Below are 24,387 nucleotides of genomic sequence, written 5' to 3'. Positions count from 1 at the left end.
AGGCGATCTCTACTGCTTGGGCGCGCCGACCAGCTTTCCGTCAGGGGCCACGGCGTACCACGTGCCGCCCACACCCTGGCCGTTGATGTCACCGGGGGCCTTGTCACCGGAGAAGGTGTAGATCGGCGAGCAGTTGACCGTCATCTGCTGGACGCCGTCGGACCGGGTGAAGTTCATCAGGCCCTTCTTCTGCACGCCCTGGGTGTCGTTGGCCTCGACCGGGGCGACGACCGGCCACTTCTCCAGGCAGGCGCCGTTGCAGTTGGAGACGGGCTTGGGCCAGGCCTTGTCCTTGAGGAAGCGGTAGACCGTCATGCCGTTCTTGTCGACGACGATCTCACCGAGGTTGGGGTCCTTGCGGACGGACAGGCCCGGCAGGGCGGAGTCGGCCTTGGCCTTCTTGCCGTCGGGGGCCAGCGCGAACCACTTGCCGCCCACGCCCTGGCCGTTGGTGTCGCCGGCGTTGGCGTCCTTGGCGTAACGGTAGACCGGCCAGCCGTCGACGGTGAGCTGCTTGCTGCCGTCGGAGCGGGTGACCTCGCCGAGCAGCGACTTGTCGATGCCGTCGCCGGCGCTCGCGTCGTCGGCGGAGACGGGCGGCCACTTCTTCGCGCAGTCGCCGTCGCAGTTCGACTTCGGCGGCTCGGCCAGGTCGGCGTCGAAGCGGTAGAGCGTCATGCCGTTGCCGTCGATCAACACCTTGCCGAGTTCGGCGTTGGCGGAGACGGCCAGCTCACCGGCGGAACCCTGCGCGTTCGCGCCGGTCCCGGCGCCGGCGGCCGCGCCGGTGCCCACGCCGCCCGCGACGGCCGGGGCACTGGTGCTGGGGCTGACGCCCGCGCCGACCCCGCCGATACCGGCGCCCACGCCCGCGATACCACCCGCCGGTGCCGTGACGCCGACGTTCTGACTCGATGCCGCCGAGCCGTCTTCCTGACCGCACGCCGTCGTCAGCGCCAGGACGGTCACGGCGCTCGCCACGAGTGAGGCGCTCCGCCAGGAGGTCTTCATCGTCAACAACTCCCCGATCATCACAAGGGTGTTGCAGCGCCCTGCTGCGCCGCCGCACGGCCATGGGTACGCACGGGGGTGGTCGATGTGTTCAAACGCAGCACAAATTTCTTTTCGCCGCCTGTGGCGGGCCCCCTTCAGGCCAACACCGGGGACCGCCCGGACGACCATGAATTCGTACGTACGTGCGGTGACTCAAACGGGCGAGCGTCACGGACGAATGCACAGGAAGCGGAACTTCCCTCGTTCGGGGCAATCGCCCTCGCACGCGGGCGTGCGCCGCACGGAAGGCCTCATGATCTCCGTCGTGCATGGACCCCGAACGCCCCGCTCCGCGCTCGCCGCCCGGATTCTCGCCCTGGTGACCACGGCGTGGCTCTTCGTGGGCGTGCCGGCCGGGGTCGCCGCGGCCGACGCGTGCGCGTACGCCTCGACCGGACCGGACGGCGCGGTGGCGGTGGCGGTCGCCGGCAGCCATGCGTGGCCGGCTCCGCCGGGGTGCCCGACACCGCCCCCGCCGGAGCCCGAGCCTGAACCGGAGCCCCCCTGCTCGCCGACGCCGCCTCCCGCACCCGCGCCGGAGCCCACCCCGGAACCCGAGCCGGTCCCGCTCCCGGAACCGCCCCCTCCCCCGAGGGCCCGCCCGACGCCCCCGCCCGCACCGCCGGCGCCGAGAAGCGCGGCGCCGGCGCCGCCCACGCCCGCAGCGCCCGCCCCACCGCCTGTGCCGGCACCGCCGCCCCCGCAGCCGCCGAAGCCGCCGAAGCCGGCGCCCCGACCCCCCGCTCCCCCGGTGACCCCCGTGCGCTACCCCGCGTACCACGCCCCGGCACACCAGCGGCCCGTCCGCGGCGGCCGGTCACCGGTCACCTATCTCCTGCTCGTCGCCCTGCCCGCGGTGATCGCCGTCGCCGCGCTGCGGCCCCGCTGACGCCCGCCCTGGAGGCTTCCCTTGCCGGAATGGCTTGTTCTCACCCTCGCGATGCTCGCCGCCTGCGCGGTGGTGGTCGTCATCACCCTCGTCCGGCACCGGAGGGCGGCGGAGGACGAGGACCCCTCCGAGACCCCGGACGTCATCGAGTACATGACGATGTGGATCGGAGTCGTCTACGCCATCGTCCTGGGTCTGGCCATCGCGGGCGTCTGGGAGGCCCGCAGCGCCGCCCAGGACCACGTCCAGGCGGAGGCGCAGGCGCTGCACGAGATCTCGGAGCGGGTGCGGGTGTACCCGGCCGACGTCCGTGACCGGATTCGAGCGGATGTCAACGCCTATGTCGGACACGTCGTCACCACCGAGTGGCGGAGCATGGCCGACGAGGGCCAGGTGACCGCGCGCGGCGACGCGCTCCTGCGGCAGGTCCGCGTGGACGTCACCGACTACCGGCCGGCGTCCGACTTCGAGGCGCAGGCCTACCAGCCGCTCCTGGACCAGATGGCCGCGGCGGACCAGGCACGCAACTCCCGCGCCGACTCCACCGGGCCGACCATGCCCGGCGTGGTGTGGTTCGGGCTGATCGTCGGCGGTGTGATCACCATCGGCATGATCTTCGCGCTGCAGATCCGGCGCACCGCCCGGGAACTGGTCCTGGCGGGGCTGTTCTCCGCCCTGATCGCCTTCCTGCTCTTCCTGATCTGGGACTTCGACGCCCCTTACAGCCGGGGCGTCACCGCCTCGGCCGAGCCCTTCCTGTATCTCTTCCCCGGCGCCGGGAACTGACCTGACGTCCGGCGGGGACGGCGGCGGACTCCGCGCCGCCGTCCCCGGCCGGGGGGACGACGCGCGGTGCTCAGGCCCGGCGCTCGGCGCGGCGGCGCATCCAGAACAGTCCGCCGCCCACGACTGCTGCGGCGACGAGGCCGCCGCCGATGGCGATGTCGGTCGGGGTGGCGCCGACGGAGGTGCTGCCGCCGAGGCCGCCGCGGACGCCGCCGATGACGGAGAAGGCGGCCGGGTTGCTCAGGGTGCGTCCGTTGCAGTTGACGGTGATGCCGTGCGGTCCGGGGCTCGCGTTGATGTCGACGGCCACCACGCCCTTGGAGGACCCCCTGACGCCGGGGAACGGCGTCAGGTTGGCGATCCGGAACGCGCTGGAGCTCATGGTGCCGCCGGTGGGGCAGCCGTCCACGGTGATGGTCAGCTGACCGCCCCGGGCGATGACGCTGGGCAGGGCGAGGATGTTGCTGGGGCTGTTGGGGCTGATGGGGATGCCGTCCCGCGCGACGGCCGCCGGGGCGGCCGTCGAGAGAGCGGCGGCCACGGCGGCCGAGACCGCCGAGGCCCGCAGAAGACGAGTCGTACGCATGTGCTCCTCCGCGGGAGGCGTCCCGGGACCCGTCCCCGGTCTGTCGGCGAGTGAACGCCTCCCGAATAGACCCTCAGATGCCGTGCGGGCAGCCGCATTTCGGGGATGGTCCGTCCCGGTGAGAGGACACGCCGGGCGAGATGCGCCCGATCGGACATCGCCGCAGGTCACGGACCGTCAGAAATTTCCTCCCGGACGAACCTCGGATGGCGCACGCGAAATCCGCCCGCCACCCGTTCGCCCCCCGCCCCGTCGCCGGTTTCCCGGGCGGCGCTTAGCGTTGCCGTACACGCGCTGTCGTGTGCGCGAAAGGACGTGGCGACGGCCGCGCCGGAAGGGGATGGCGAATGTACGGGTACGGGCTGTCCACGGAGGAAGAGGAGGAGCGGCCCAGGAAGCGCGCGCCGTGGGGGGTGATAGCGCTGGTGCTGCTGACCGGCCTCGCGCTCATCCGCAACGGTTCGGGCGAGTTCGACATGGGCCCGCCGCAGCCCGCTTCGGCGGCCGCCGCCGACGCCGGCGCCCGGAGCGCCCTCGGCGGCGCTCCCCAGGCGCTGCCGTACGCCGAGCCCGACCGGGTGCGCATCCCCGCCATCAGCGTCGACGCCCCCGTCATGGCGGTCGGTCTGGACCCGGACGGCTGGGTGGGCGCGCCGCCGCCCGAGGACCCCAACCTGGCCGGCTGGTTCACCGGCGCCGTCTCGCCGGGCGAGAAGGGGACCGCCGTCGTCGTCGGCCATGTCGACAACCAGCAGGGGCCGGCGGTCTTCTACGGGCTGGGCGCCCTGAAGCAGGGCAACCGTGTGGAGATCCCGCGCCGGGACGGCAAGACCGCGGTGTTCGAGATCTACGGCGTGGAGGTGTTCGCGAAGAACGACTTCCCCGGCGACCGGGTGTACGCCTCCAAGGGCGCGCCGGAACTGCGGGTGATCACCTGCGGCGGCGGTTTCTCCAAGGCGAACGGGTACGACGGCAACGTGGTCGCCTTCGCCCGCCTGGCCGAGGTCCGCTGAGCGGGTCCCCGGCCGGGCGGGCGCCCGACGAGGTCCTGCTCTATGCCCAGGTGCGGCGGGGCACGGTGAGGTGGTAGCCGGAGTCGAGGAGCCGCGGGAGGTAGTCGCGCAGGGCGTGGACGCTCGCGGTGCGGTCGCCCCCGGCGTCGTGCGAGAGCACCACGACGCCGGGGGCGGCGCCGTCCTCGACGCGGTCCACGATGGTGTGGGCGCCGGGGCCCGCCCAGTCGAGGGTGTCGAGCGTCCAGGCGAGGGGCTCCATGTCGAGTTCGGCGCCGAGCTGGAAGGCGGCGCGGTTCCAGGCGCCGTAGGGGGCCCGGAACCAGCGGGGGCGCGCGCCGTAGGCGTCCTCGATGACGTCGCAGGTGCGGGACATCTCGGAGCGGATGCGGCGGCGGCTGAGCCGGGTGAGGAGGGGGTGGGACCAGGTGTGGTTGCCGACGACGTGGCCCTCGTCGGCCATCCGGGCCAGCAGGCCGGGGTGGGCGGCGGCCATCTCCCCGCACACGAAGAACGTCGCGGGGACGCCGTACTCGGCGAGGGTGTCCAGGATGTCGGGGGTGTAGCGGGGGTCGGGGCCGTCGTCGAAGGTCAGCACCATGGTCCGGCCACGGGCGGGGACGCTCAGCAGCGGGGCGTGCCGCACCGGCGGGCGGCGGGGCGTGGTGGGCGGCGGGCCGTCTCCGGTGAGCGGCTGGAGGCGGTGGGCGGAGGGCTTCGCCGGCGGCCGGCGGGCGGGGGCGCCGGCGGCGGGAGGGGCGGGGCGGTGCGGCGCGTCGCCGGAGTCCCCCGGGAACAGGCCGGCCGCCCCGGCCGCCCCGGCGGCGGCGACCCCGGCGATCAGCAGCCGGCGCCGTGTGAAGAACTGATCCTTCTGCATGCCCCATCAGTCGCCCGTCCGGTGCCCGACGCTCTCCAACGACACCGCGCCGCCTGCCGATTCCACCCGCCCGGCCCAGCGTCGGGCGGCATCGTGGGCGCGGTCCGCCGCCACGGTGGACGGCCCCGGCGGGTCCGGCGCGGGCCGGGTGTGGATAGCCTCGGGGTGTGACGGAGCAGCGGGAACAGGGATTCGAACGGGGCACGGACGGGCCGAAGGTGATCGTGGCCGGAGTGGACGGCTCCGACTCCTCGCTGCGGGCCGCCGCCTACGCGGGGGGTCTGGCGCGGCGTCAGCACGCGCTGCTGGCCCTGGTGTACGTGCAGCCGGTGACGGCGGCGGGCGCGGTGCTCGGGGCGCCGGTCGCGGAGGTCTCCGAGGAGATCGCCGAGGACATCGTGGCGCAGATCAGGGAGGCCGCCGAGCGGAACCGGGGGCTGTTCGAGGTGCGCTGGGAGTTCCACACGTTCCGCGGCGACCCCTACTCCGGCCTGGTGCGGGCCGCGGACGAGCTGAAGGCCGACGCGGTGGTGGTGGGCGCCTCGGAGCAGGCCGGCCACCGGCTGGTGGGCTCGGTGGCGGTACGCCTGGTGAGGGCGGGGCGCTGGCCGGTGACGGTGGTGCCGTAGAGACTCTTCGTGGCGGCCGCCGCCCGCACGGCGGCCGCTCACCACGCGTATCTACCCCGCCGTCAGGCCCTGCTGGGCCGCTCCACGGCTGAGGACGACGCTGCGGATGCGGTCGCGGACGCCCTGGACGTCGGCGCCCCGGGCGAGGGCCTCGTCGAGGTCGACGGTGCGGCCGGCGTCGAGGTCGTAGACGTACGGGACGAACGCGGCCTTCGTCACCTCCCAGCGGCCGCCGGGCCGGGCGGGCCGGGTGAAGGTGAAGCGGGCGACGCTGGACTGGCCGGCGCGCGGTTCGGGCAGGCCGCCGCGGAACATCTGGCCGGCGATCTGGTCCCCCATGCCGTACACCACCCAGGTGCCGTTGACCTTCTCGTAGGGCTGCGGGACATGGGCGTGGGTGCCGAGGATGAGGTCGATGTCGGGGCGGCCGCCGGTGCGGGAGGCGGTGAGCGCCCTGGCGAGGGCCGTCTGCCGCCGGTCCGGCGCCTCCTGCCACTCGGTGCCCCAGTGGAGGGAGACCACGACCACGTCCGCGCCCGCCCGGCGGGCGGCTCTGGCGTCGGCGACGATCCGGTTCTCGTCGATGCGGCTGACGGTCCAGGGGCGGTCCGGCGGCACGGGGTTGCCGCCGGCGTCATGGGTGTAGGCGAGGTGGGCGACGCGCGCGGGCCCGGCGGGCAGGAGGGTGACGCCGTTCGCCTCGGCCTCGGTGCGGGCGGTGCCCGCGTGCCGTACGCCGACGCCGTCAAGGGCGTCCAGGGTGCGGCGGACGCCGTCGGGGCCGTCGTCGAGGCTGTGTTCGGAGGCGGTGGAACAGCCGTCGTAGCCGGTGGCGGCGAGGGCGTCGGCGATCTCGGGCGGGGACCTGAAGAGGGTCTCGCCGCTGTAGGCGTCGTTCGCGCCGTACACGGTCTCCATGTGGCACAGGGCCAGGTCGGCGCCGGAGACGAGGGTGCGCACGCCTTCGAACATGGGGCGGAAGTCGTGGCCGCTCCCGCCGGCGTCGGCGTGGGCCCGTTCGATGACCGAGGTGTGCGGGATGACCTCCCCGGAGGCGACGAGGGTGAAGGTGCGGGCGGTGGCGGCGGGGGCCGGCCGTCCGGCGCGCGCGGCGGGCCGGCGGGCGTCGGCCTGGCAGGCGGCCGCCGCGGTGAGGACCCCGGTCAGGACCAGGGCCACCAGATGTCTGCGGCCGATCACCGGATCACCCCGTTTCCCATGAATTGTCATATGTGAGCACGTATTACTACTAATTCATGTACGGGATGCGTAGGGTCCGGCACTCCCGGCGTCCGGCGCGATGCGCGCGATCGGCGTAGCCCGGACCGTTCGTCGAACCGTTCGTCGACGCGATCGACCGTCCGTCGCAGACCCGTGTGCGTGGCCTGTCCCTTCCGGCCGACCTGAGGTGGCATACGGCCATGACGGCACCGGCCACCCTCACCGCCCCGACGACGACCGCCGAGCACGAGCTCGCCGCACTCCAGCGCGAGCACGGCAGGCCGCTGTTCGCGCTGCTGCTGAGGCTGTGCGACGGCGACCGCCAGCGCGCCGAGGACCTCGTGCAGGAGACCCTGGTGCGCGCCTGGCAGCACCCCGAGGCGCTGCGCGCCGACGCCTTCGACTCCGTCCGGCCCTGGCTGCTCACCGTCGGCCGGCGGCTCGCGATCGACGCGCGGCGGGCGCGGCAGGCCCGGCCGGCCGAGGTCGGGGACGCGGTGCTGGAGAACGCCCCGGTGTGCGCCGACCACGCCGAGCGGGCCGTCGCGACCCTCGATGTGCGCGAGGCTGTGAAGACCCTCACTCCGGAGCACCGTGAAGTTCTGGTGCTGGTGTATTTCCAGGGGGCCAGTGTGGCGGAGGCCGCCGAAGCCCTCGGCATTCCGCCCGGTACCGTGAAGTCCCGCGCGTACTACGCGCTGCGCGCCCTGCGCCGGGTGCTACCGGGATACGCGGCCGACCTGGGCTGAAACCCACGGACGGGTCAAGCCTCCGTAAAGCGCCTTGCCGAGGACCCCTGTTGAGTAATCGGGTGTCCTTATCCGTGTTCCCGAGGGGGCCCGTCGCCCCGGGCCCCGGCATCGGGTGACGCGCTCGCACCGGAGGAAGGCAGGAAGGGATGCAGCACAGAGGTCATCAGAGCACGGACGGCGCCGACGGCGAACTGACCGTCCCCATGGCCTGGTTGTACGCCGAGTACATCGCCGACGAACTGCTGCGGACCGGCGATCTGATGCCGCCGACGTCCTTCGAGTTCCGTGCCGGGCGCGACGCTCTGGCGCTCACCATCTTCCTGTCCGACACCGACGGCGAACTCTCCGGCATCCGGGTCGTCACCCAGCTGGAGACCTGGCTCTCGCTGACCGCCTACGACCAGCCGTGGCAGGACTGGGTGGCCGAGAGGATGGCCCAACTCACCCTGCTGGCAGCGGAGTCGGACGCTCCCGCACCCGATCTCGAACTGGCTGCTGCGGCCTGGCGCTGGCTGGAGGAGACCGAGCTGCTCGCCCCCGACCTCAACGCCGTGCCGGGGGGCTCGCCGGGGGCCGGCGAGGACGAGGGACCCAAGGTGTGGACCCCTGCGTGGCAGCTCGGACTGCCCCTCGGCCATCTCGCCATCCATCTTTTTTAGATTCCGACCAATCCGCGGGCCCGGCCGCTCCGAACGTCTGGGTCACGATTTGGTACGGGCCTTGAGTGATTCGGCTGCCGGGTGCGTACCGGTGGGAGCAAGGAGTAACCCCACTGGCACCCAACGGCACGAGGTTTCGGCATGAGGTCCCTGGAGAGGCATCGCGACGTCGCCGCGTACGCGCTCGGCGTGCTGGACGAGGCGGAGGCCTTCCGTTTCGAGGACCACCTCATGGAGTGTCCTCAATGCGCGGCACAGGTAACCGAGTTCGGCCCCACCACCCGGCAGATGATGTTGTACCGGCGGGCGACGCCCCGCACGGTGCACCCCTTCGCCGGGCCCGGCCCCCGGATGCTCGACAAGCTCCTGGCCGAGGTGGCCACCCGGCACCGGGCCGTCCGCCGCCGGCTGCTGTACGCCGTCGCCGCCTCGGTGGTGATCGCGCTCGCCGCGCCCGCGCTGGCCATGACGGTGGGCGGCGGCGGGGACGACGCGGTACGGGTCACCGCCACCGACGAGAAGACCGGCGTGTGGGCCGAGGTCACCATCGAGGACGAGGTCTACGGCAGCCACGTCGAGCTGAAGGTCAAGGACGCGGCCGGACCGCGCGCCTGCCACCTGGTCGCCATCGGCCACGACGGCACGGAGGAGACCATCACCAGCTGGACCGTCCCCCGGCAGGACGCCCGCCCCAACACGATGCAGGGCGGCGGCGCCCGCCACCCCGACGAGGTCGCCTGGTACGAGGTCCGCACGATGTCCGGCGAGCCCCTGGTCCGCCTGAACGGCAAGTAGCCCTGGACAAGGGCGAGTCGAAGCCCCGGACGCGATTTGCGACCGTCCGGGTGACGGCGGAGACTGGTGTGAGGGACGCGGAGCCGTCGTCACACCTCACCGCCACCGGCGATCCGGCCCCGCGCCGCCACCCCGCGAGCACCTTGCCGAGAAGGGGCTGTCCGGTGGAGAACACCCTGCGGATCCTCCTGACCGAGGAAGGCGCCGACGCCGAGGACGTCGACTACCTGACCGGCTGTCTGCGGGAGGAACTCCTGCGACTCGACGTGGACGACGTGAGAGCCGTCCCCGGCGGCGAGCCCCCGCCCGGCGCACGGGCCGTGGGCATCGACACCATCGGCGCCCTCCTGGTGAGCCTGGGCAGCACCGCCGGTGCGCTGACGCAGGTGCTGAGCGCCGTCCGCGCATGGCGCGCCCGCTGCGGCGAGTCCCGCCCCTCACTGAGGCTGACCATGGACGACGACGTCCTGGAGATCTCCGAGGCGACGACCGAACAGGTGACGGAGGCCTTCGACCTGTTCGTCCGCCGCCATTCCACCGTCGGGACGTGAACACTCCATGGACCGGCCCCGGCATGCCCTGATCATCGCCAACGACCGCTATGAGGACGGGGGGCTGCGGCAGCTGAGGGCGCCCGCACAGGACGCCGTCGCGCTCGCGGAGGTCCTCGGCGATCCCCAGGTCGGCGACTTCGACGTGGACGTGCTGAGGAACGAGCCCGCGCACACCATCCGGCGGACCGTCGAACATTTCTTCTCCGACGGCCGGCGCGACGACACGCTGATGCTGCACTTCTCCTGCCACGGCCTGAAGAGCGAGTCCGGCCATCTTTACTTCGCCGCCCGCGACACCGAACCGCGGCTGCTGGAGGCCACCGCGGTCTCCGCGGCGTTCGTCCGCCACTGCATGGCCCGCACCCGGGCCCGCCGCACCGTGCTCTTCCTCGACTGCTGCTACGGCGGCGCCTTCTCTCGGGGCTCCTCCAGCGTGCGGGCCGGGGGCGACCTGCACGTCCTGGACTCCTTCGCCGGCGAGAAGCTGGGCGGTGGCCGGGGCTGGGCGGTGATCACCGCCTCCGACGCCATGGAGTACGCCTTCGAGGGCGCCGAACTGGCCGAGGGCGCCGCCCCGCGCCCCTCCCTGTTCACCCACGCGGTCGTCGAGGGCCTCACCAGCGGCGAGGCCGACCTCGACGCGGACGGCGAGATCTCCCTCGACGAGCTGTACGACTACGTCTTCGACCACGTACGGCAGCGCAACCCCCACCAGACCCCGGGCCGCACCGTCGACATGCAGGGCGACGTGTACCTGGCGCACAGCCGCAGGCGGCGCGTCGTGCCCCGCAAGATCCCACCGGCGCTGCGTGCCGCGATGGAGGACCCGAACTTCTACGCCCGCCTGGGGGCCGTCGCCGAGCTGCACACGTGCGTGGAGAGCCCCGACCTCTCCCTGGCACTGGGGGCCCGCCTGGCCCTGGAGGAGATCGAGCAGAACGACATCCGGGTGGTCGCGGACGAGGCGCGGCGGGCCCTGGCCAGGACCGAGCTGCGGCCCGACCCGGTACGGCTGGACTTCGGCCGGGTGCCGCAGGGCTCGGCCGCGCCGCACCGCGGCGTCCAGCTGCTCGGCCCGCCGCTGGCCCGGAGCTGCACCGCGCATCCCGCCGGCGACTGGATGCGGACCGAGGAGACCCGCGAGGGGCTGGACGTGAGCATCGACACGTCCACGCCGGGTCGTCTCGTCGGCGACCTCCTGCTGAAGGGGGCCGCCGGCGAGGCGGTAATGCGCGTCGAGGCGGAGATCCAGCCGACCCAGGCGACGCCGCCCGCACCTCCCGCCGCTCCCCCGCCGCCCCCGCCTGCGCAGCCGCCGCCCACCGTGTCGAGGCCGACGGTCTCGACGGCGTCACCGGCCTCGCCCCCGGCACCCGGGCGGCCGCCGCACCCGCCGGCGACGCCCCCACCCACGACGCCCCGGCCGGTGGCGCCGCGCTCCTCCGCGCGCGCCCCGCTGCTCGCGGGCGCGGCGCTGGTACTGGCCCTGGTCTCCGTGGGCGCGGTGGTACGGACCGGCGTGAAGGCCCAGGCCGCCGCCGATCTCGGACGCCACGGCGGAGACCTCGGTGAGCACCTCGGCGCGTTCGGCATCGCGACGACGCTCGCCGTCGCCCTGGCCACGGCGGTGGGCGCCCTGATCCTCGGCGCGCTGGCCCGGCACGCCCTGACCGCGCCTCCCACCCGACGGCCTCCGCCGGCGTCGGGCACGACGAGGTCGTTGGCGTGGACGGCGAGACTGCTGGCGGTCCCGGCGCTGATCCTGGCGCTGCTGGCGGTGATCGCGTATCCGATCGTCAACAAGTACTGGTGAGACGGGCGCCTACTTCAGCAGACGGGACATCCTGCGGTCCGCCAATGGCTTTCCGTTCGTCTGGCAGGTGGGGCAGTACTGCAGCGAGGAGTCGCTGAAGGAGACCTCGCGGATCGTGTCGCCGCAGACCGGGCAGGGCTCGCCGGTGCGGCCGTGGACGCGCAGGCCGCTCTTCTTCTCCGCCTTGAGCCGTCCGGCCGCCACGCCCCGTGAGCGTTCGACGGCCTCGGTGAGCGTCGTGCGCAGCGCCTCGTAGAGGACGTGGACCTCCTCCGGGGTGAGGGAGGCGGCCAGTTTGAAGGGGGACATGCGCGCGGCGTGCAGGATCTCGTCGCTGTAGGCGTTGCCGACGCCGGCGATCAGGCTCTGGTCGCGCAGAGCGCCCTTGAGCTGCCGGCGTTCGCCCGTGAGGAGGCCGGCGAAGCGCTGCTCGTCGAAGTCGGCGGCGAGCGGGTCGGGGCCGAGGCGGGCCACGCCGGGCACCTCGCGCGGGTCCCGGACGAGGTGGACGGCGAGACGCTTCTGCGTCCCGGCCTCGGTGAGGTCGAAGCCCTCACCGGTCTCCAGGGCGACCCTGAGGGCGAGGGGGCCCTTGCCCGGCCGGGGCGGGCCGTCGGGGAGGCGGTCCCTCCAGTGCAGCCAGCCGGCGCGGGCCAGGTGGGTGACGAGGTGCAGGCCGTCGTCGGTCGACAGGTCGAGGAACTTGCCGCGCCGGCGCACAGCGGTGACCCGGTGGCCCTCGACGGCCGTCAGCGGCGGGTCGTAGGTCTTCAGGACGCTGATCGCGACGGGCAGGACGCGTACGATCTCGTGGCCGACCAGGTGCTCGGTGAGGAAGTCCCTGAGCGCCTCGACCTCGGGCAGTTCCGGCATAGGTCCAGAGTGCCACCGGAAGGCCGGGTCCTCAGGTCCGCTCCGCGCCCGGCGGGACCTCGAACTCGCACCACACGCACTTGCCGCCGCCCCGCGCCTCCACGCCCCAGGCGTCCGCGAGCAGGTCGACGAGGAGCAGGCCGCGCCCGGAGACGCCCGACACTCCCGCCTCGCGGCGGCGCGGCAGGGCGCTGGAGGAGTCCTCGACCTCGATCCGCAGCCGGCGGCCCTCTCCGACGAGGACCCGCAGGGTGACGATCGCGGCGCCCTCGGTGTGCATCAGGGCGTTGGTGACGAGTTCGTCGGCGACCAGTTCCATCTCGTCGGAGCGCTCCCGGCCGCCCCAGGCACGCACGGCGGCGCGGATCATGTGCCGGGCCCCGGCGAGGGCCTCGGGGTCGCCGGGCGCGACGTGCTGCTGGAGCCGGCCGCCGCCGGGCGGGGTGTCCGCGCCGCGCCTGCGCAGCAGCAGGAGGGCGACGTCGTCGTCCCCGCCGCGTTCCTCGGCGACGTCGATGAGCCGGTCGGCGAGTCCTCGTACGTCGTCGGGGCCCTCGGCGATCATCTCCATGAGCGCCCGCATGCCGTCGTCGAGGTCGGCGCCGGGCTGTTCGACCAGCCCGTCGGTGCACAGCAGCAGGGTGTGCCCGGGGTCGAGTTCGAGGGTGGCGACCGGGTACTCCAGGCTGCGGAACTCGGCGGACAGGCCGAGCGGCATCCCGCCGGGCACGGAGATCCGCCGGCAGACGCCGTCGGCGCCGCGGACCAGCGGGTCGATGTGACCGGCCCGCACCATCTGGACCACTCCGGTGGACAGGTCGGCCTCGGCGTACAGGCAGGTGGCGAAGCGGTCGGTGTCCAGCTCGTGCAGGAAGACGGAGGCGCGGGCCATCACGGTGGCCGGGGTGTGGCCCTCGGCGGCGTAGGCGCGCAGCACGATGCGCAGCTGGCCCATGACGGCGGCGGCGTGGGTGTCGTGGCCCTGGACGTCGCCGATGACGGCGCCGACCCGGCCGCCCCGGGAGGAGTCGCCCCCGGGAAGCGGGATCAGGTCGTACCAGTCGCCGCCGATGTCGCGGCCGAGGGAGCCGCCGATGGTGGCGGCGCGGTAGCGGACGGCGACGTCGGCACCGGGCACGCTGGGGATGCTGCGCGGCAGCATGGCCTGCTGGAGGCCCTGGGCGATGTCCTTCTCCTGTTCGTAGAACATGGCCCGTTGCAGGGACTGGGCGATGCTGCTGCCGAGGGCGACGAGGATGTTGCGCTCCTCGGGGGTGAAGCCCTCCCGGTCGCTGTAGAGGAGGCCCACCGCTCCGATCGGCCGGGCCTGGACGATGAGCGGCAGGTAGGCGGCCGAGGTGATCTCCAGGTCGGTGAGGTGCGGCCACAGCACGGGGTAGCCGGCGGCGAACTCGTCCGGCGACTCGATGAAGCGGGGGGTGAGGGTGCGCACGACCTCGCTCATCGGGTACGGCTCGTCGATGCCGGTGACGAGGGTGCCGGGCACGAAGCTGCCCTCGGGGCCCTCGGCGATCAGCCGGATGCGGCCGGCCTCGACCAGGCCCATGACGAGGCTGGTCGCGCCCAGGTGGGTGAGGCCGTGGGTGTCCTTGAGGACGTCGATGACGTCCTGCACGGTCCGGGCGTGCGCCAGGGCGGCCGTGGTGAGCTGGACGACGTTGGTCTGCTCGCGCCGCGCGTCGTCCAGGGCGGCCTCGTCACGGCGGGCGGCGAGGTCGCGCAGCTCGTCGGTGGCGTCGCGGACGATGCCGATGATGCGGCGGGGGCGTCCGGTGTCGTCGCGCCGGATGTAGCCCTGGGTGTGGGTCCAGCGCAGCCGGCCGTCGCGCAGCCGCATCCGGAAGTAGACGCCGTAGTGCTCGCTGCCGTCCTTGATGGCCCGGGCGACCAGGGCGTCCAGGCGGATGGCCTCGGCCGCCGGGATGCGCGGGGCCAGGCTCTCCGGGCGGCCGTCGTATTCGTCGGGACGCACGTCGAAGATGGCGTGGGCGCGGGCGTCCATGTGGAACAGCCCGGCGTCCAGGTCCCAGTCGAAGCCGCCCATGCGGTTGAGGGCCAGGATCGGATCCGGGTGGGTGGGCCAGTCGTCCGGGAGGGACAGCTCGCTCGCTCCCCGATCAGCCATGGGCCTACCTTGCCAGCATTTGCCCGAATCTTCGAGTGGGCTGGGTCACGTCCCGGCTTGCGCGGGCTCGGGCCCCGGGTTACCCAGGCCCTGGCGAGGAACACGCGCCGCGAGCGGGGCGGGCGGGGAGAAGGGAGGCGTACGGCCGTGGACTGGTTCACCTCACCGGAGTACTGGACGAGCCGGCTGGTCTTCCAGCGGGCCCTGGCCGGCGTGTACCTCGTAGCGTTCCTGACGGCGGCCCTGCAGTTCAGGGCGCTGATGGGCGAGCGGGGGATGCTGCCGGTGCCGCGCTTCACCGCGCGGGTGCCGTTCCGGCGGGCGCCGAGCCTGTTCCACTGGCACTACTCCGACCGGTTCTTCGCGCTGTGCGCCTGGACGGGCTGCGCGCTGTCGGCGGCGCTGCTCGCGGGGCTGGACGGCTCGCTGCCGCTGTGGGGCGCGATGCTGCTGTGGCTGGCGCCGTGGGCTCTGTACCTGTCGATCGTCAACGTCGGCCAGACCTGGTACGGCTTCGGCTGGGAGTCGCTGCTGCTGGAGACCGGGTTCCTCGCGGTGTTCCTCGGCAACGACGAGGTGGCGCCGCCGGTGGTGGTGCTGTTCGGGCTGCGCTGGATCCTGTTCCGGGTGGAGTTCGGCGCGGGCCTGATCAAGATGCGGGGCGATCCCTGCTGGCGGAAGCTGACCTGTCTGGACTACCACCATGAGACGCAGCCCATGCCGGGCCCGCTGAGCTGGTTCTTCCACCATCTGCCGAAGCCGCTGCACCGGGTGGAGGTCGCCGCCAACCACGTCACGCAACTGGTGGTGCCCTTCCTGCTGTTCACGCCCCAGCCGGTGGCGACGGCGGCCGCAGCGCTGATGATCCTCACCCAGCTGTGGCTGGTGCTGTCGGGCAACTTCTCCTGGCTGAACTGGATCACCGTGGTGCTGGCCGTGCCCGCGCTCGCCCTGCCCGCCGATCCGCCGCCCGTGCCCGACGCCCCGCTGTGGTACGTCGTGGTGGTGTCGGCCGTCGCCGCGTTCCTGCTGTTCCTCAGCCACCGCCCGGTGCTCAACATGCTCTCCCGGGGGCAGGTCATGAACCGTTCGTTCGACCCGCTGCACCTGGTCAACACCTACGGCGCGTTCGGCAGCGTCAGCCGCGTCCGCTACGAAGTGGTCGTCGAGGGCACGCTCGACGAGACGCCCCGGGAGGACTCCGACTGGCGGGAGTACGAGTTCCGGGGCAAGCCGGGCGATCCCCGGCGCTGGCCGCGCCAGTTCGCCCCCTACCATCTGCGGCTGGACTGGATGATGTGGTTCGCCGCGCTCTCCCCCGCCTACGCCGGTTCCTGGTTCGGCGCGCTGGTGGAACGGCTCCTGGAGGACGACCGGGACACCCTCAGACTGCTGCGCCGCTCACCGTTCCCGCCCGGCACGCCCCCGCGTCACGTCCGCGCCCGTCTCTTCCGCTACCGGTTCACGACCTGGCGCGAACTGCGGGAGACCGGGGCCTGCTGGGAGCGCACGTTCGTGCGTGAGTACCTGCCGCCGACCCGGCTGTCGACGACGGCTCACCGGCCGTAGGGCGTGCCTCGGAAGTTCCGTCGTGCGGTGCGGAGTCGGGGTGGCGGAGGGCCGGTGGTGCGGCCGTGGGTGGTCACCGGGCGGTCGGCGGGCGCAGCCGCAGGCCCTGCACGCCGCCGTCGACGGCGAGGGCGGTGCCGGTGGTGGCGCCGGACAGGGGGCTGGCCAGGTAGGCGATGGCGCCGGCCACCTCGGCGGCGCTGACCAGGCGGCCGAGGGGCTGGCGGGCCTCCAGGGCGGCGCGCTCGGCGACGGGGTCGTCGGCGGCGTCGAGCAGCCGGGTGACCCAGGCGGTGTCGGCGGTGCCGGGGGTGACGCAGTTGACGCGGACGCCCTCGCGGACGTGGTCGGCGGCCATGGCGAGGGTGAGGGAGTACACGGCGCCCTTGGCGGCGCTGTAGAGCGCCCGTTGGGGCAGTCCGGCGGTGGCGGCGATGGAGCAGGTGTTGACGATCGCCGCGTGCGCGGAGCGGCGCAGGTGCGGGAGGGCGGCGCGGGTCACCCGGACCATGCCGACGACGTTGACGTCCAGGACGCGGTGCCACTCGGCGTCGTCGTTGTCCTCGACGGTGCCCAGGGCGCCGACGCCCGCGTTGTTGACCAGCACGTCCAGCCCGCCCAGTTCGGCGACGGCGGACGTGACGGCCGCGCGCACGGAGGCGTCGTCGGCGAGGTCGGCGCGGTGGCCGGACAGCGGCGGCTTCACGCCCGTCGGATCGAGGTCGAGGACGGCGACCCGGGCGCCGCGCTCGGCCAGCAGTTCGGCGGTGGCCCGGCCGATGCCGGAGGCGCCGCCGGTCACCAGTGCGGCGATCCCCTCGAACTCGCTCATGCGTGCCATGCCGCATGGATAGCAGATCGAATGCGCGTCGCGACACCCCGCACCGGCAGAGGCGGAGGAACGGTTCGCGCCGGCCGGCCCCTCTCGACGGGACGCGGGACAGCGGGCACAGTCCTCCCACACGTACTCGCGAGTAGCACCGTGCCGCGCGAGGGCACCGCACCGCACACGGACCACCGGTCCCCGGCGCGGCGCGCGGCTGCCCTCGGGGGCCCACCGCGGCGCAGTTGGTGGGGCGGCCGGGCACGGAGGGCGAACTGCTCTCGCCGGCGGAGCAGTTGGAGGAGCTGCGGCCCTGGAGGCGGACCGCGCCGCTCACTTGAGACGACGTGGGCCGCAGGGGTGTGGCGCACGCACACCCCTGCGGCGGGCGATCGCGAGATCCCGTCCGGGTCAGTCGACGCTGGGCAGGATGTGGGGCTCGGCGAGGTCGTCCTCGTAACCCGCCAGACGGATGGGGGCGGAACGGGCCCACACGTCGAGGCTTCCGAGTTCTCCTGGCCGGCGGCCCGCGCGCTCCGTGCGGTCCTTGGGGCGCTGCTCGCGATTCGTCGTATCCGGTGTCACCGCGCACTCCTTATGTGTCGGGTCACCCTCGGGGCGTGCCGGCCGCTTCGCCGTCCGTCGCCCGGTCGCGTCCCGGGGGCTGTCTGAAGGCAGTCAAGGACGCGGTGGCGCCGGTCTACTCGAAGGGGTGCAGGCCGTGATGAGCCGGCTGTCCCATGACGGACCGTGGGTGTGGGTGGCACTCCGTGTTGCTGTCCGTCCGCTACAGACTAGCCAAATGAGCGGGGGGCCGCTCGATAGCGCTCGAAGTTTTGGGGCAACCATGGCCGTACGGCCCTGTCGCCCGCAGGGGAACGACGTCCCTGGAACCGCTCCGGCGCCCGCCGGGTCTCACCTGAACGATCTGCGCGGGCGACGTCCGGCGGGTGCGGGTCACCACTTGCCGGGCGCGTAGTCCTTCAGGAAGACGCCGTACACGTCCTCGCCCTCCTCGCCGCGGACGACCGGGTCGTAGACGCGGGCCGCGCCGTCGACCAGGTCGAGCGGGGCGTGGAAGCCCTCCTCGGCGAGGCGCAGCTTGTCGAAGTGCGGGCGCTCGTCGGTGATCCAGCCGGTGTCGACGGAGGTCATGAGGATGCCGTCGGTCTGGAACATCTCCTGGGCGCTGGTGCGCGTCACCATGTTCATCGCGGCCTTGGCGGCGTTGGTGTTCGGGTGGCCTGCCCCCTTGTAGCCGCGGCCGAAGACGCCCTCCATCGCGGAGACGTTCACGACGTAGGCGCGCCCGCTCGCCGCCTTGCGCGCCGCGTCGGCCATGGCCGGGCGGAGCCTGCTGATCAGGATGAACGGCGCGGTGTAGTTGCACAGCTGGGTCTCCAGCAGCTCCACCGGGGAGATCTGCTCGATGGTCTGCACCCAGGTGTTGGTGTCCACGACGTCGGGGACCAGGCCGCCCGCGTCGATGGCGGTGCCGTCGAGGTGCCGGGCGACGCTGGCGTTGCCGGCGACGAGGGCGAGGTCGGCGACCTGCTGCGCGTCCATGCCGCTGGTGCCGAGCGGCAGCGCGGCGAGGCCGTCGACCGCGCCGGAGTTGAAGGCGCCGATCACGTGGTGGGCGGGCAGCTCGCCGGCGGGCAGCGGGGCGCTCTCGCCGTCGACCAGGGCGGCGTAGGCGGTGGGCAGGCGCCGTACGGTCTGCGTGGCGTTGTTGATGAGGATGTCCAGCGGACCGGCCTCGGCGACCTGCTCGGCGAGGGCGACGGCCTGCGCCGGGTCGCGCAGGTCGATGCCGACGACCTCCAGGCGGTGCATCCAGTCCGCGGAGTCCTCCATCGCCTTGAAGCGGCGGATGGCGTCCTTGGGGAAGCGCGTGGTGATCGTGGTGTGGGCGCCGTCGCGCAGCAGCCTCAGCGCGATGTACATGCCGATCTTGGCGCGGCCGCCGGTGAGCAGGGCCCGCTTGCCGGTGAGGTCGGCGCGGGCGTCGCGCTTGGCGCGGTTGACGCGGGCGCAGTCCGGACAGAGCTGGTGGTAGAAGTAGTCGACCTCGACGTAGCGGGTCTTGCAGGTGTAGCAGGAGCGCGGGCGCTGGAGTATCCCCGCGACCCTGCCCTCCTCGGTGACCGACGAGGGCAGCAGGCCCTCGGTCTCGTCGTCGATGCGCTGGGCGGAGCCGGTCGCCGTGGCCTCGGTGACCGCCTTGTCGTGGGCGGTCTTGGCGGCCCGGCGCTCCTGGCGGCGGCGCTGCTTGACGGTGCGGTAGATCCCGGCGGTGGCCCGGCGCACGGCGATCGCGTCGGGGTGGTCGACCTCCAGCGTGTCGAGCTCCTCCAGCACGGAGAGGCAGACGGCGAGCCGCTCCGGGTCGATGCCGGGGCCGTACACGACCTCGTCCACGGCCGCGTCCGTGATCGCCGAGCCGTGGCCGTCCTCTGTCACCGTCATCGCGCTGCGTTCCCTGCTCACCCGCGCGGCGCTCCGACCGAGGCCGCTGTCGAATGCGGAAGTGTACGGAGCGCCGGGCCGCACCTCCAAATGGGCGAAGGACCCCTCAGGGGTCGCAGGCCGTGATGAGGGTGCGCAGTTCCTCCGAGAGGGCGTGAGCGAGGCGGTCGAGGTCGGGGACGGCCTCGGCGTCGGCGACGAGGCCGTAGTGGACCCGGCCGCGGTAGGTGGAGATCGCGACGGCGAGGGACTGGCCGCGGGCGAGGGGGGCGTAGGGGTAGACCTCGGTGACCGGGTTGCCGCCGAGCTTCAGGCCGAAACCGGGCAGGGGCACGCTGGTGACGAGGATGTCGAACCAGAGCCGGGCCGCCTGGCCGACCAGGGGGCCGCCGAGCCGGTGGCCGAGGGCGGGCACGTGGTCGGCGAGCAGAGCGACGGCGCCCGCGCCCCGGTTGGGCCCCGCGTCCTTGTTACGGTCCATCGCGGCGCGCACCACGCCGAGCCGGCCCAGCGGGTCGCTCTCGTCGACGGGGAGCCGCATCAGGTAGCCGGAGAGCCGGTTGCCCTGCGGGTGGGCGCTGCGCGGGCGGCGCCGGGAGACGGGGATGAGCGCGCGCGGCGCGACGCCCTCGCTGCCGTCGCCCCGCTCGTCGAGCCAGCGCCGCAGGGCGCCCGCGACGACCGCGATCAGCACGTCGTTGACGGTGCCGCCGACGACCTTGCGGATGCGGTGCACGTCGTCGAGGTCGAGGACCACGCCGGCGGTGCGGCGGGTGCCGGTGGGCGCGGCGGTCAGCGCGGCGGTGGAGCGCATGCCGAGGGTGTGCACGGCGACGGAGGCGCCGATGTCGAGGGCGCGGCCCACGTCGGACAGCGCGTCGCGCAGCAGGTCGGGCAGCCGGCGCACGTCGGGCAGCAGGCCCCGGGGCGGCTCGGCGGGGCGGGGCCTGCGCTCGGGCAGGTCCATGGGGTCCAGGATGGCGGCGGCGAGCGTCAGGGCGCGCAGGCCGTCGGCGAGGGCGTGGTGGAACTTGAACAGGACGGCGAAGCCGCCGCCCTCCTCCCCCGGCAGCACATGGGCCTCCCAGGGCGGCCGCTCGCGCCGCAGCGGGCGTTCCATGAGCCGGCCGGCCGCGGTCTGGAAGTCGGCGGCGGGCGGGTGCAGCACGACGTGGTCGCCTGGGTCGAAGGCGGGGTCGGGCTCGCGGACCGCGCCCCCGAAGGCGGGCGGCTGCCACACGTCCCGGATCCGCATGCGCAGTCCGGGCACGGCGGCCGCCCGGGCGGCGAGCAGATCGGCGGCGTGGGCGGCCGCGGTCGGCGAGGACGCCGCGAAGACGCCCAGCGCGCCGAGGTGCATGGGGTGTGCGGGGGACTCCAGATTCCAGAACGCCAGGTCGAGAGGTGTGAGCGGATCGGTCAAGGTCTTGCCTCTCGTCGAGGACGGATGGCAAGCAGTCAACAACCCCCGGACGATCACGGTCAAGCATGATCGCACTACCCTCGGTTAACACCGCATTACGTTCACGACACCTGACGGCCCTTGCCCAGGGCGATCACGCCTCCTTGCGACACGGTGTACAGCTCGGCGTCGCGTTCCGGGTTCACCCCGATGGTCGCGCCCGGCGGGACCTCGACGTTCTTGTCCAGCACCGCGCCGCGCACCACCGCGCCCCGGCCGATGTGGACGTTGTCGTGCAGCACCGAGCCCTGCACCACCGCCCCCGGATCGACGAGGACGCCGGGCGAGAGCACCGAGCGGGTGACCTGGCCGCGGATCAGGCAGCCGGAGCTGATGATCGACTCGCTGGCGATGCCGCCGGCGTTGAAGCGGGCCGGGGAGAGCTGGCCCGAGTGGGTGTAGATCGGCCAGCTGCGGTTGTACAGGTTGAACGCCGGGCGCTCGGCGATCAGGTCCATGTGGGCGTCGTAGTACGCGTCGAGCGTGCCGACGTCCCGCCAGTAGCCCTGGTCGCGGGTGGTCTCCCCGGGCACGTGGTTGTCGCTGAAGTCGTAGAGCTGGGCCTCGCCCCGGTCGGTGAGCTGGGGCAGGATCGAGCCGCCCATGTCGTGCACGGACCGCTCGTCCTCGGCGTCCCGCTGGAGCGCCTCGATGAGGGCCTTGGTGGTGAAGATGTAGTTGCCCATGGAGGCGAACACGCACTCGGGGTCGTCCGCGAGGCCGGGCGGGTCGGTGGGCTTCTCCAGGAACCGCTCCACCGTCTGCCCGTCCGAGCCCGGGGTGATCACTCCGAAGGCGGAGGACTCCGACTTCGGGACGCGGATGCCCGCCACGGTCACGCCCGCCCCGCTGTCGATGTGCTGGGCGAGCATCTGGCGCGGGTCCATGCGGTACACGTGGTCGGCCCCGAACACGGCGACGTACTCGGGCCGTTCGTCGTAGACCAGGTTCAGCGACTGGAGGATGGCGTCGGCGCTGCCGAGGTACCAGCGCGGGCCGAGCCGCTGCTGGGCCGGGACGGGGGTGATGTAGTTGCCGAGCAGGCTGGACATCCGCCAGGTGGTGGTGATGTGCCGGTCCAGCGAGTGCGACTTGTACTGCGTGAGGACGCAGATGCGCAGGATGTCGGCGTTGACGAGGTTGGACAGCACGAAGTCCACGAGCCGGTAGGTGCCGCCGAAGGTGACCGCTGGTTTGGCGCGGTCGGCGGTCAGGGGCATCAGGCGTTTGCCCTCTCCGCCCGCCAGGACGATCCCGAGCACCGAAGGCCCACCACGACGCATGGCCGCTCCCCTCACCCTGCTTTGATCGACGGCTGCCCCCGGGCGGGGGAGCTAGGACTGCTTGAGGATCTCCTCGTACAACCGGACGGTGCGCCGGGCCACGGCGTCCCAGCCGAACTGTTCCACCGCGCGGACCCGTCCGGCCTCACCCATACGGCGGGCTCTCCCCGGGTCGCCGAGGACCGCGTCGAGTGCCGCGACGAGGCCCGCCTCGAAGGAGGCGCCGCCGTCGGCCGCGCCGTGCACGGCGTCCACGCCGTCCGGGGGGACGAGCACGCCGGTCACGCCGTCCTCGACGACCTCCGGGATACCGCCGACACGGGAGGCCACGACGGGCGTGCCGCACGCCATCGCCTCCAGGTTGACGATGCCGAGCGGCTCGTACACCGAGGGGCACACGAACACAGCCGCGTGGGTCAGCAGCTGGATCACATCGGGGCGCGGCAGCATCCGCGGGATCCAGTGGACGCCGTCCCGGGACCGGCTCAGCTCCTCGAACAGCTCGCGGAACTCGCGGTCGATCTCGGGCGTGTCGGGTGCGCCCGCGCACAGCACGACCTGGGCCGCCGGGTCGATGCGCCGGGCGGCGCGCAGCAGGTGGGGCACGCCCTTCTGCCGGGTGATGCGGCCGACGAACAGCACGAACGGCCGGTCCGGGTCGAGGCCGATCCGGCTGAGCGCGTCGGTGCCGTGGTCGGGCCGGTACAGGGCGGTGTCGATGCCGTTGTGCACGACGTGCACCCGCTCGGGGTCGAGGGCCGGGTAGCAGCCGAGGATGTCGTCGCGCATCGCGCCGGACACGGCGATCACGGCGTCGGCGGCCTCCACGGCGGTCCGCTCCGCCCAGCCGGACAGGGCGTAACCCCCGCCGAGTTGCTCGGCCTTCCAGGGGCGCAGGGGCTCCAGCGAGTGCGCCGTCACCACGTGCGGGACGCCGTGGAGCTGCTGGGCGAGGTGTCCGGCGAGGTTGGCGTACCAGGTGTGGGAGTGGACCAGCTCGCGGCCTTCGAGGGCGGCGGCCATGGCGAGGTCGACGGAGAAGGTGCGCAGCGCGTCGTTGGCGCCGTCGAGCGCGGACCAGGGGCGGTGACGGCGCACCCCGGCCGCCTTGTCCTTGGCGGAGCCCTCGCCCCAGCAGTGCACGTCGAGGTCGACGAGCTCCCGCAGTTCGCGGGCGAGGAACTCGACGTGGACGCCCGCGCCGCCGTACACATCCGGGGGATACTCCCGGGTCAGCAGTCCCACACGCACCCGGAACCCCTATCTCTGAAGCGGCCGGTCCCTTTCATGGTCACTCAGACGGGCCGCGCACGGAAGAGCGCGGGGGGCGTGTGAAGCAACAGTCGCCGCACAGGCCTCCCTGGGGCACCCGGTAGTACAGGCAGCAGCTGCGGCGGCGGAAGGCGGTGCCGGTGAGGGTTCCGGCGCGGGTCGGGGTTCCGGCTCCGGTGAGAGTTCCGGTTCCGGTGAGGGTGCCGGCGTCGGCGAGCAGGGGGTGGGTGAGGAGCTCGGCCGTGAGGGCGCGGCCTCGGGCGGCGACGTCGTCACGGCCGTGAGCCCGTGCCCAGCCGTCCAGTTGACGGGCCGCGCCGGCCAGCGCGGAGGCGGCGTTGCCCCGCAGGAGGCCGGGGGCGACGGGGCAACGGGCGCGCAGGGCGGCCGACAGGGGTTCGAGGTGACCGTCCAGGACGGCCGCGGCGAGGCTCGCGGCATCGCCCGGCCGGGCGTGGGCCTGAGTGAGGAACAGGTCGTCGGGGGCGCTGCCTTCCGGGTCCCAGCGCAGCAGCCGCGCGTCGAGGTCCGGCAGCGCGCCGTACAGGGCGGCGCAGCCGAGGGCGACCGACCAGAGCCGGGCGGCGAGCCCCTGCTGGGCCACGGAGGCGGCGATCCGGGCCTCGGGGGCACGCAGGGCGTGGGCCACTTTGCGGAGGCGGAGGGTGAGGGGGTCGACGTCGGGGTCGAGGGGCGGGGGCGTGCGGTAGGCCTGTGCCAGGGTGGGAGGCGGTGCTGTCGACCTCGCGGCCGTCGCCGTCGCGGCTGTTCGCAGAGCGAAGAAGGGGCCGAGCGGGTACAGGGCGGCGAGGGCGGGGTCGAGGTCCACGACGTGCAGTACTACCAGCAGCGGGCGCCGG

General features: G+C 73.5%; 23 protein-coding genes. 10 read left to right on the top strand and 13 right to left on the bottom strand.

What is annotated here, in order from left to right; translation table 11 throughout:
* Nucleotides 1-9: 9 nt before the first annotated feature.
* Nucleotides 10-1,011: an SCO0930 family lipoprotein gene (locus ACIOC0_RS32060; protein WP_352252815.1), complete on the bottom strand. Its 1,002-nt coding sequence runs from the start codon at nt 1,009-1,011 to the stop codon at nt 10-12.
* A gap of 802 nt (nt 1,012-1,813) precedes the next feature.
* Here ACIOC0_RS32060 and ACIOC0_RS32055 point away from each other — a divergent pair.
* Both ACIOC0_RS32055 and ACIOC0_RS32050 read left to right on the top strand, forming a co-directional pair.
* On the top strand, nt 1,814-1,942 hold the full coding sequence (locus ACIOC0_RS32055) for a hypothetical protein (protein WP_402159243.1): 129 nt from the start codon (nt 1,814-1,816) through the stop codon (nt 1,940-1,942).
* Nucleotides 1,943-1,963: 21 nt separating this feature from the next.
* A complete protein-coding gene (locus tag ACIOC0_RS32050; protein ID WP_351096372.1) occupies nt 1,964-2,728 on the top strand; it encodes a hypothetical protein in 765 nt (254 codons plus the stop codon).
* Between the two features lie 70 nt (nt 2,729-2,798).
* Here ACIOC0_RS32050 and ACIOC0_RS32045 read toward each other — a convergent pair whose 3' ends face one another.
* Nucleotides 2,799-3,314, bottom strand: a complete 516-nt coding sequence (locus tag ACIOC0_RS32045) for a hypothetical protein (RefSeq protein ID WP_402159242.1) — start codon at nt 3,312-3,314, stop codon at nt 2,799-2,801.
* A 347-nt stretch (nt 3,315-3,661) separates the two neighbouring features.
* On the opposite strand from ACIOC0_RS32045, the gene ACIOC0_RS32040 reads away from it, so the two are divergent.
* Nucleotides 3,662-4,327, top strand: coding sequence for a class F sortase (locus ACIOC0_RS32040; RefSeq protein WP_402159241.1), 666 nt, complete (start codon nt 3,662-3,664; stop codon nt 4,325-4,327).
* Between the two features lie 40 nt (nt 4,328-4,367).
* Here the strand turns inward: ACIOC0_RS32040 and ACIOC0_RS32035 are convergent, their stop codons facing one another.
* Nucleotides 4,368-5,207, bottom strand: coding sequence for a polysaccharide deacetylase family protein (locus ACIOC0_RS32035; protein WP_402159240.1), 840 nt, complete (start codon nt 5,205-5,207; stop codon nt 4,368-4,370).
* A gap of 167 nt (nt 5,208-5,374) precedes the next feature.
* Between ACIOC0_RS32035 and ACIOC0_RS32030 the strand changes: the two genes are divergently transcribed.
* On the top strand, nt 5,375-5,836 hold the full coding sequence (locus tag ACIOC0_RS32030) for a universal stress protein (RefSeq protein WP_402159239.1): 462 nt from the start codon (nt 5,375-5,377) through the stop codon (nt 5,834-5,836).
* A 51-nt stretch (nt 5,837-5,887) separates the two neighbouring features.
* On the opposite strand, the gene ACIOC0_RS32025 is transcribed toward ACIOC0_RS32030, so the two are convergent.
* The gene (locus ACIOC0_RS32025; RefSeq protein ID WP_402159238.1) at nt 5,888-7,036 is read right to left on the bottom strand and encodes a CapA family protein; all 1,149 of its coding nucleotides are present in this window, start codon (nt 7,034-7,036) and stop codon (nt 5,888-5,890) included.
* 221 nt (nt 7,037-7,257) lie between these two features.
* On the opposite strand from ACIOC0_RS32025, the gene ACIOC0_RS32020 reads away from it, so the two are divergent.
* From ACIOC0_RS32020 to ACIOC0_RS32000, 5 genes are all read left to right on the top strand, one after another.
* Nucleotides 7,258-7,806, top strand: coding sequence for a sigma-70 family RNA polymerase sigma factor (locus ACIOC0_RS32020; protein WP_351096361.1), 549 nt, complete (start codon nt 7,258-7,260; stop codon nt 7,804-7,806).
* A gap of 149 nt (nt 7,807-7,955) precedes the next feature.
* Nucleotides 7,956-8,468: a hypothetical protein gene (locus tag ACIOC0_RS32015; RefSeq protein ID WP_402159237.1), complete on the top strand. Its 513-nt coding sequence runs from the start codon at nt 7,956-7,958 to the stop codon at nt 8,466-8,468.
* 141 nt (nt 8,469-8,609) lie between these two features.
* Nucleotides 8,610-9,263 carry a zf-HC2 domain-containing protein gene (locus ACIOC0_RS32010; RefSeq protein WP_402159236.1) on the top strand — a complete coding sequence of 218 codons (654 nt, stop codon included), beginning with the start codon at nt 8,610-8,612 and terminating at the stop codon, nt 9,261-9,263.
* Between the two features lie 164 nt (nt 9,264-9,427).
* The gene (locus ACIOC0_RS32005; RefSeq protein WP_402159235.1) at nt 9,428-9,814 is read left to right on the top strand and encodes a hypothetical protein; all 387 of its coding nucleotides are present in this window, start codon (nt 9,428-9,430) and stop codon (nt 9,812-9,814) included.
* 7 nt (nt 9,815-9,821) lie between these two features.
* A complete protein-coding gene (locus ACIOC0_RS32000; protein ID WP_402159234.1) occupies nt 9,822-11,630 on the top strand; it encodes a caspase domain-containing protein in 1,809 nt (602 codons plus the stop codon).
* A gap of 9 nt (nt 11,631-11,639) precedes the next feature.
* Here the strand turns inward: ACIOC0_RS32000 and ACIOC0_RS31995 are convergent, their stop codons facing one another.
* Nucleotides 11,640-12,503 (bottom strand): Fpg/Nei family DNA glycosylase, encoded by an 864-nt coding sequence (locus ACIOC0_RS31995; RefSeq protein ID WP_402159233.1) that lies wholly within the window; start codon nt 12,501-12,503, stop codon nt 11,640-11,642.
* Between the two features lie 31 nt (nt 12,504-12,534).
* Nucleotides 12,535-14,649, bottom strand: a complete 2,115-nt coding sequence (locus ACIOC0_RS31990) for a SpoIIE family protein phosphatase (RefSeq protein WP_402159232.1) — start codon at nt 14,647-14,649, stop codon at nt 12,535-12,537.
* 147 nt (nt 14,650-14,796) lie between these two features.
* Between ACIOC0_RS31990 and ACIOC0_RS31985 the strand changes: the two genes are divergently transcribed.
* Nucleotides 14,797-16,218 carry a lipase maturation factor family protein gene (locus tag ACIOC0_RS31985; protein WP_402159231.1) on the top strand — a complete coding sequence of 474 codons (1,422 nt, stop codon included), beginning with the start codon at nt 14,797-14,799 and terminating at the stop codon, nt 16,216-16,218.
* Between the two features lie 73 nt (nt 16,219-16,291).
* Here the strand turns inward: ACIOC0_RS31985 and ACIOC0_RS31980 are convergent, their stop codons facing one another.
* The 7 genes from ACIOC0_RS31980 to ACIOC0_RS31950 all read right to left on the bottom strand — a co-directional run bounded on the left by ACIOC0_RS31980 (nt 16,292) and on the right by ACIOC0_RS31950 (nt 24,356).
* Nucleotides 16,292-17,050 (bottom strand): SDR family NAD(P)-dependent oxidoreductase, encoded by a 759-nt coding sequence (locus tag ACIOC0_RS31980; RefSeq protein WP_402159344.1) that lies wholly within the window; start codon nt 17,048-17,050, stop codon nt 16,292-16,294.
* Nucleotides 17,051-17,452: 402 nt separating this feature from the next.
* Complete coding sequence (locus ACIOC0_RS31975; protein WP_402159230.1) at nt 17,453-17,626, bottom strand: hypothetical protein; 174 nt, start codon at nt 17,624-17,626, stop codon at nt 17,453-17,455.
* 372 nt (nt 17,627-17,998) lie between these two features.
* Nucleotides 17,999-19,510, bottom strand: a complete 1,512-nt coding sequence (locus tag ACIOC0_RS31970; RefSeq protein ID WP_402159229.1) for an SDR family NAD(P)-dependent oxidoreductase — start codon at nt 19,508-19,510, stop codon at nt 17,999-18,001.
* Nucleotides 19,511-19,616: 106 nt separating this feature from the next.
* Nucleotides 19,617-20,933 carry a wax ester/triacylglycerol synthase family O-acyltransferase gene (locus ACIOC0_RS31965; RefSeq protein WP_402159228.1) on the bottom strand — a complete coding sequence of 439 codons (1,317 nt, stop codon included), beginning with the start codon at nt 20,931-20,933 and terminating at the stop codon, nt 19,617-19,619.
* Between the two features lie 101 nt (nt 20,934-21,034).
* A complete protein-coding gene (gene glgC, locus ACIOC0_RS31960; RefSeq protein WP_389028141.1) occupies nt 21,035-22,255 on the bottom strand; it encodes a glucose-1-phosphate adenylyltransferase in 1,221 nt (406 codons plus the stop codon).
* 51 nt (nt 22,256-22,306) lie between these two features.
* Nucleotides 22,307-23,506: a glycogen synthase gene (gene glgA / locus ACIOC0_RS31955; RefSeq protein WP_402159227.1), complete on the bottom strand. Its 1,200-nt coding sequence runs from the start codon at nt 23,504-23,506 to the stop codon at nt 22,307-22,309.
* A gap of 40 nt (nt 23,507-23,546) precedes the next feature.
* On the bottom strand, nt 23,547-24,356 hold the full coding sequence (locus tag ACIOC0_RS31950) for a (2Fe-2S)-binding protein (protein ID WP_402159226.1): 810 nt from the start codon (nt 24,354-24,356) through the stop codon (nt 23,547-23,549).
* Nucleotides 24,357-24,387 lie beyond the last annotated feature (31 nt).

The sequence above is a fragment of the Streptomyces sp. NPDC088254 genome (assembly GCF_044740925.1).
In the GTDB taxonomy this organism is placed as follows: Bacteria; Actinomycetota; Actinomycetes; order Streptomycetales; family Streptomycetaceae; genus Streptomyces.
Note: the sequence above shows the minus strand (reverse complement) of the source record. Positions and strands in the feature narration are given on the sequence as shown.

Bases quoted from the DNA above. Each gene is read 5' to 3' on its own strand.
- ACIOC0_RS32045 (WP_402159242.1), bottom strand. From the start codon at position 3,314: ATGCGTACGACTCGTCTTCTGCGGGCCTCGGCGGTCTCGGCCGCCGTG.
- ACIOC0_RS32015 (WP_402159237.1), top strand. From the start codon at position 7,956: ATGCAGCACAGAGGTCATCAGAGCACGGACGGCGCCGACGGCGAACTG.
- ACIOC0_RS32010 (WP_402159236.1), top strand. From the start codon at position 8,610: ATGAGGTCCCTGGAGAGGCATCGCGACGTCGCCGCGTACGCGCTCGGC.
- ACIOC0_RS31970 (WP_402159229.1), bottom strand. From the start codon at position 19,510: ATGACGGTGACAGAGGACGGCCACGGCTCGGCGATCACGGACGCGGCC.
- ACIOC0_RS32060 (WP_352252815.1), bottom strand. From the start codon at position 1,011: ATGAAGACCTCCTGGCGGAGCGCCTCACTCGTGGCGAGCGCCGTGACC.
- ACIOC0_RS32020 (WP_351096361.1), top strand. From the start codon at position 7,258: ATGACGGCACCGGCCACCCTCACCGCCCCGACGACGACCGCCGAGCAC.
- ACIOC0_RS32000 (WP_402159234.1), top strand. From the start codon at position 9,822: ATGGACCGGCCCCGGCATGCCCTGATCATCGCCAACGACCGCTATGAG.
- ACIOC0_RS32035 (WP_402159240.1), bottom strand. From the start codon at position 5,207: ATGCAGAAGGATCAGTTCTTCACACGGCGCCGGCTGCTGATCGCCGGG.
- ACIOC0_RS31990 (WP_402159232.1), bottom strand. From the start codon at position 14,649: ATGGCTGATCGGGGAGCGAGCGAGCTGTCCCTCCCGGACGACTGGCCC.
- ACIOC0_RS31980 (WP_402159344.1), bottom strand. From the start codon at position 17,050: ATGAGCGAGTTCGAGGGGATCGCCGCACTGGTGACCGGCGGCGCCTCC.
- ACIOC0_RS32040 (WP_402159241.1), top strand. From the start codon at position 3,662: ATGTACGGGTACGGGCTGTCCACGGAGGAAGAGGAGGAGCGGCCCAGG.
- glgC (WP_389028141.1), bottom strand. From the start codon at position 22,255: ATGCGTCGTGGTGGGCCTTCGGTGCTCGGGATCGTCCTGGCGGGCGGA.
- ACIOC0_RS31995 (WP_402159233.1), bottom strand. From the start codon at position 12,503: ATGCCGGAACTGCCCGAGGTCGAGGCGCTCAGGGACTTCCTCACCGAG.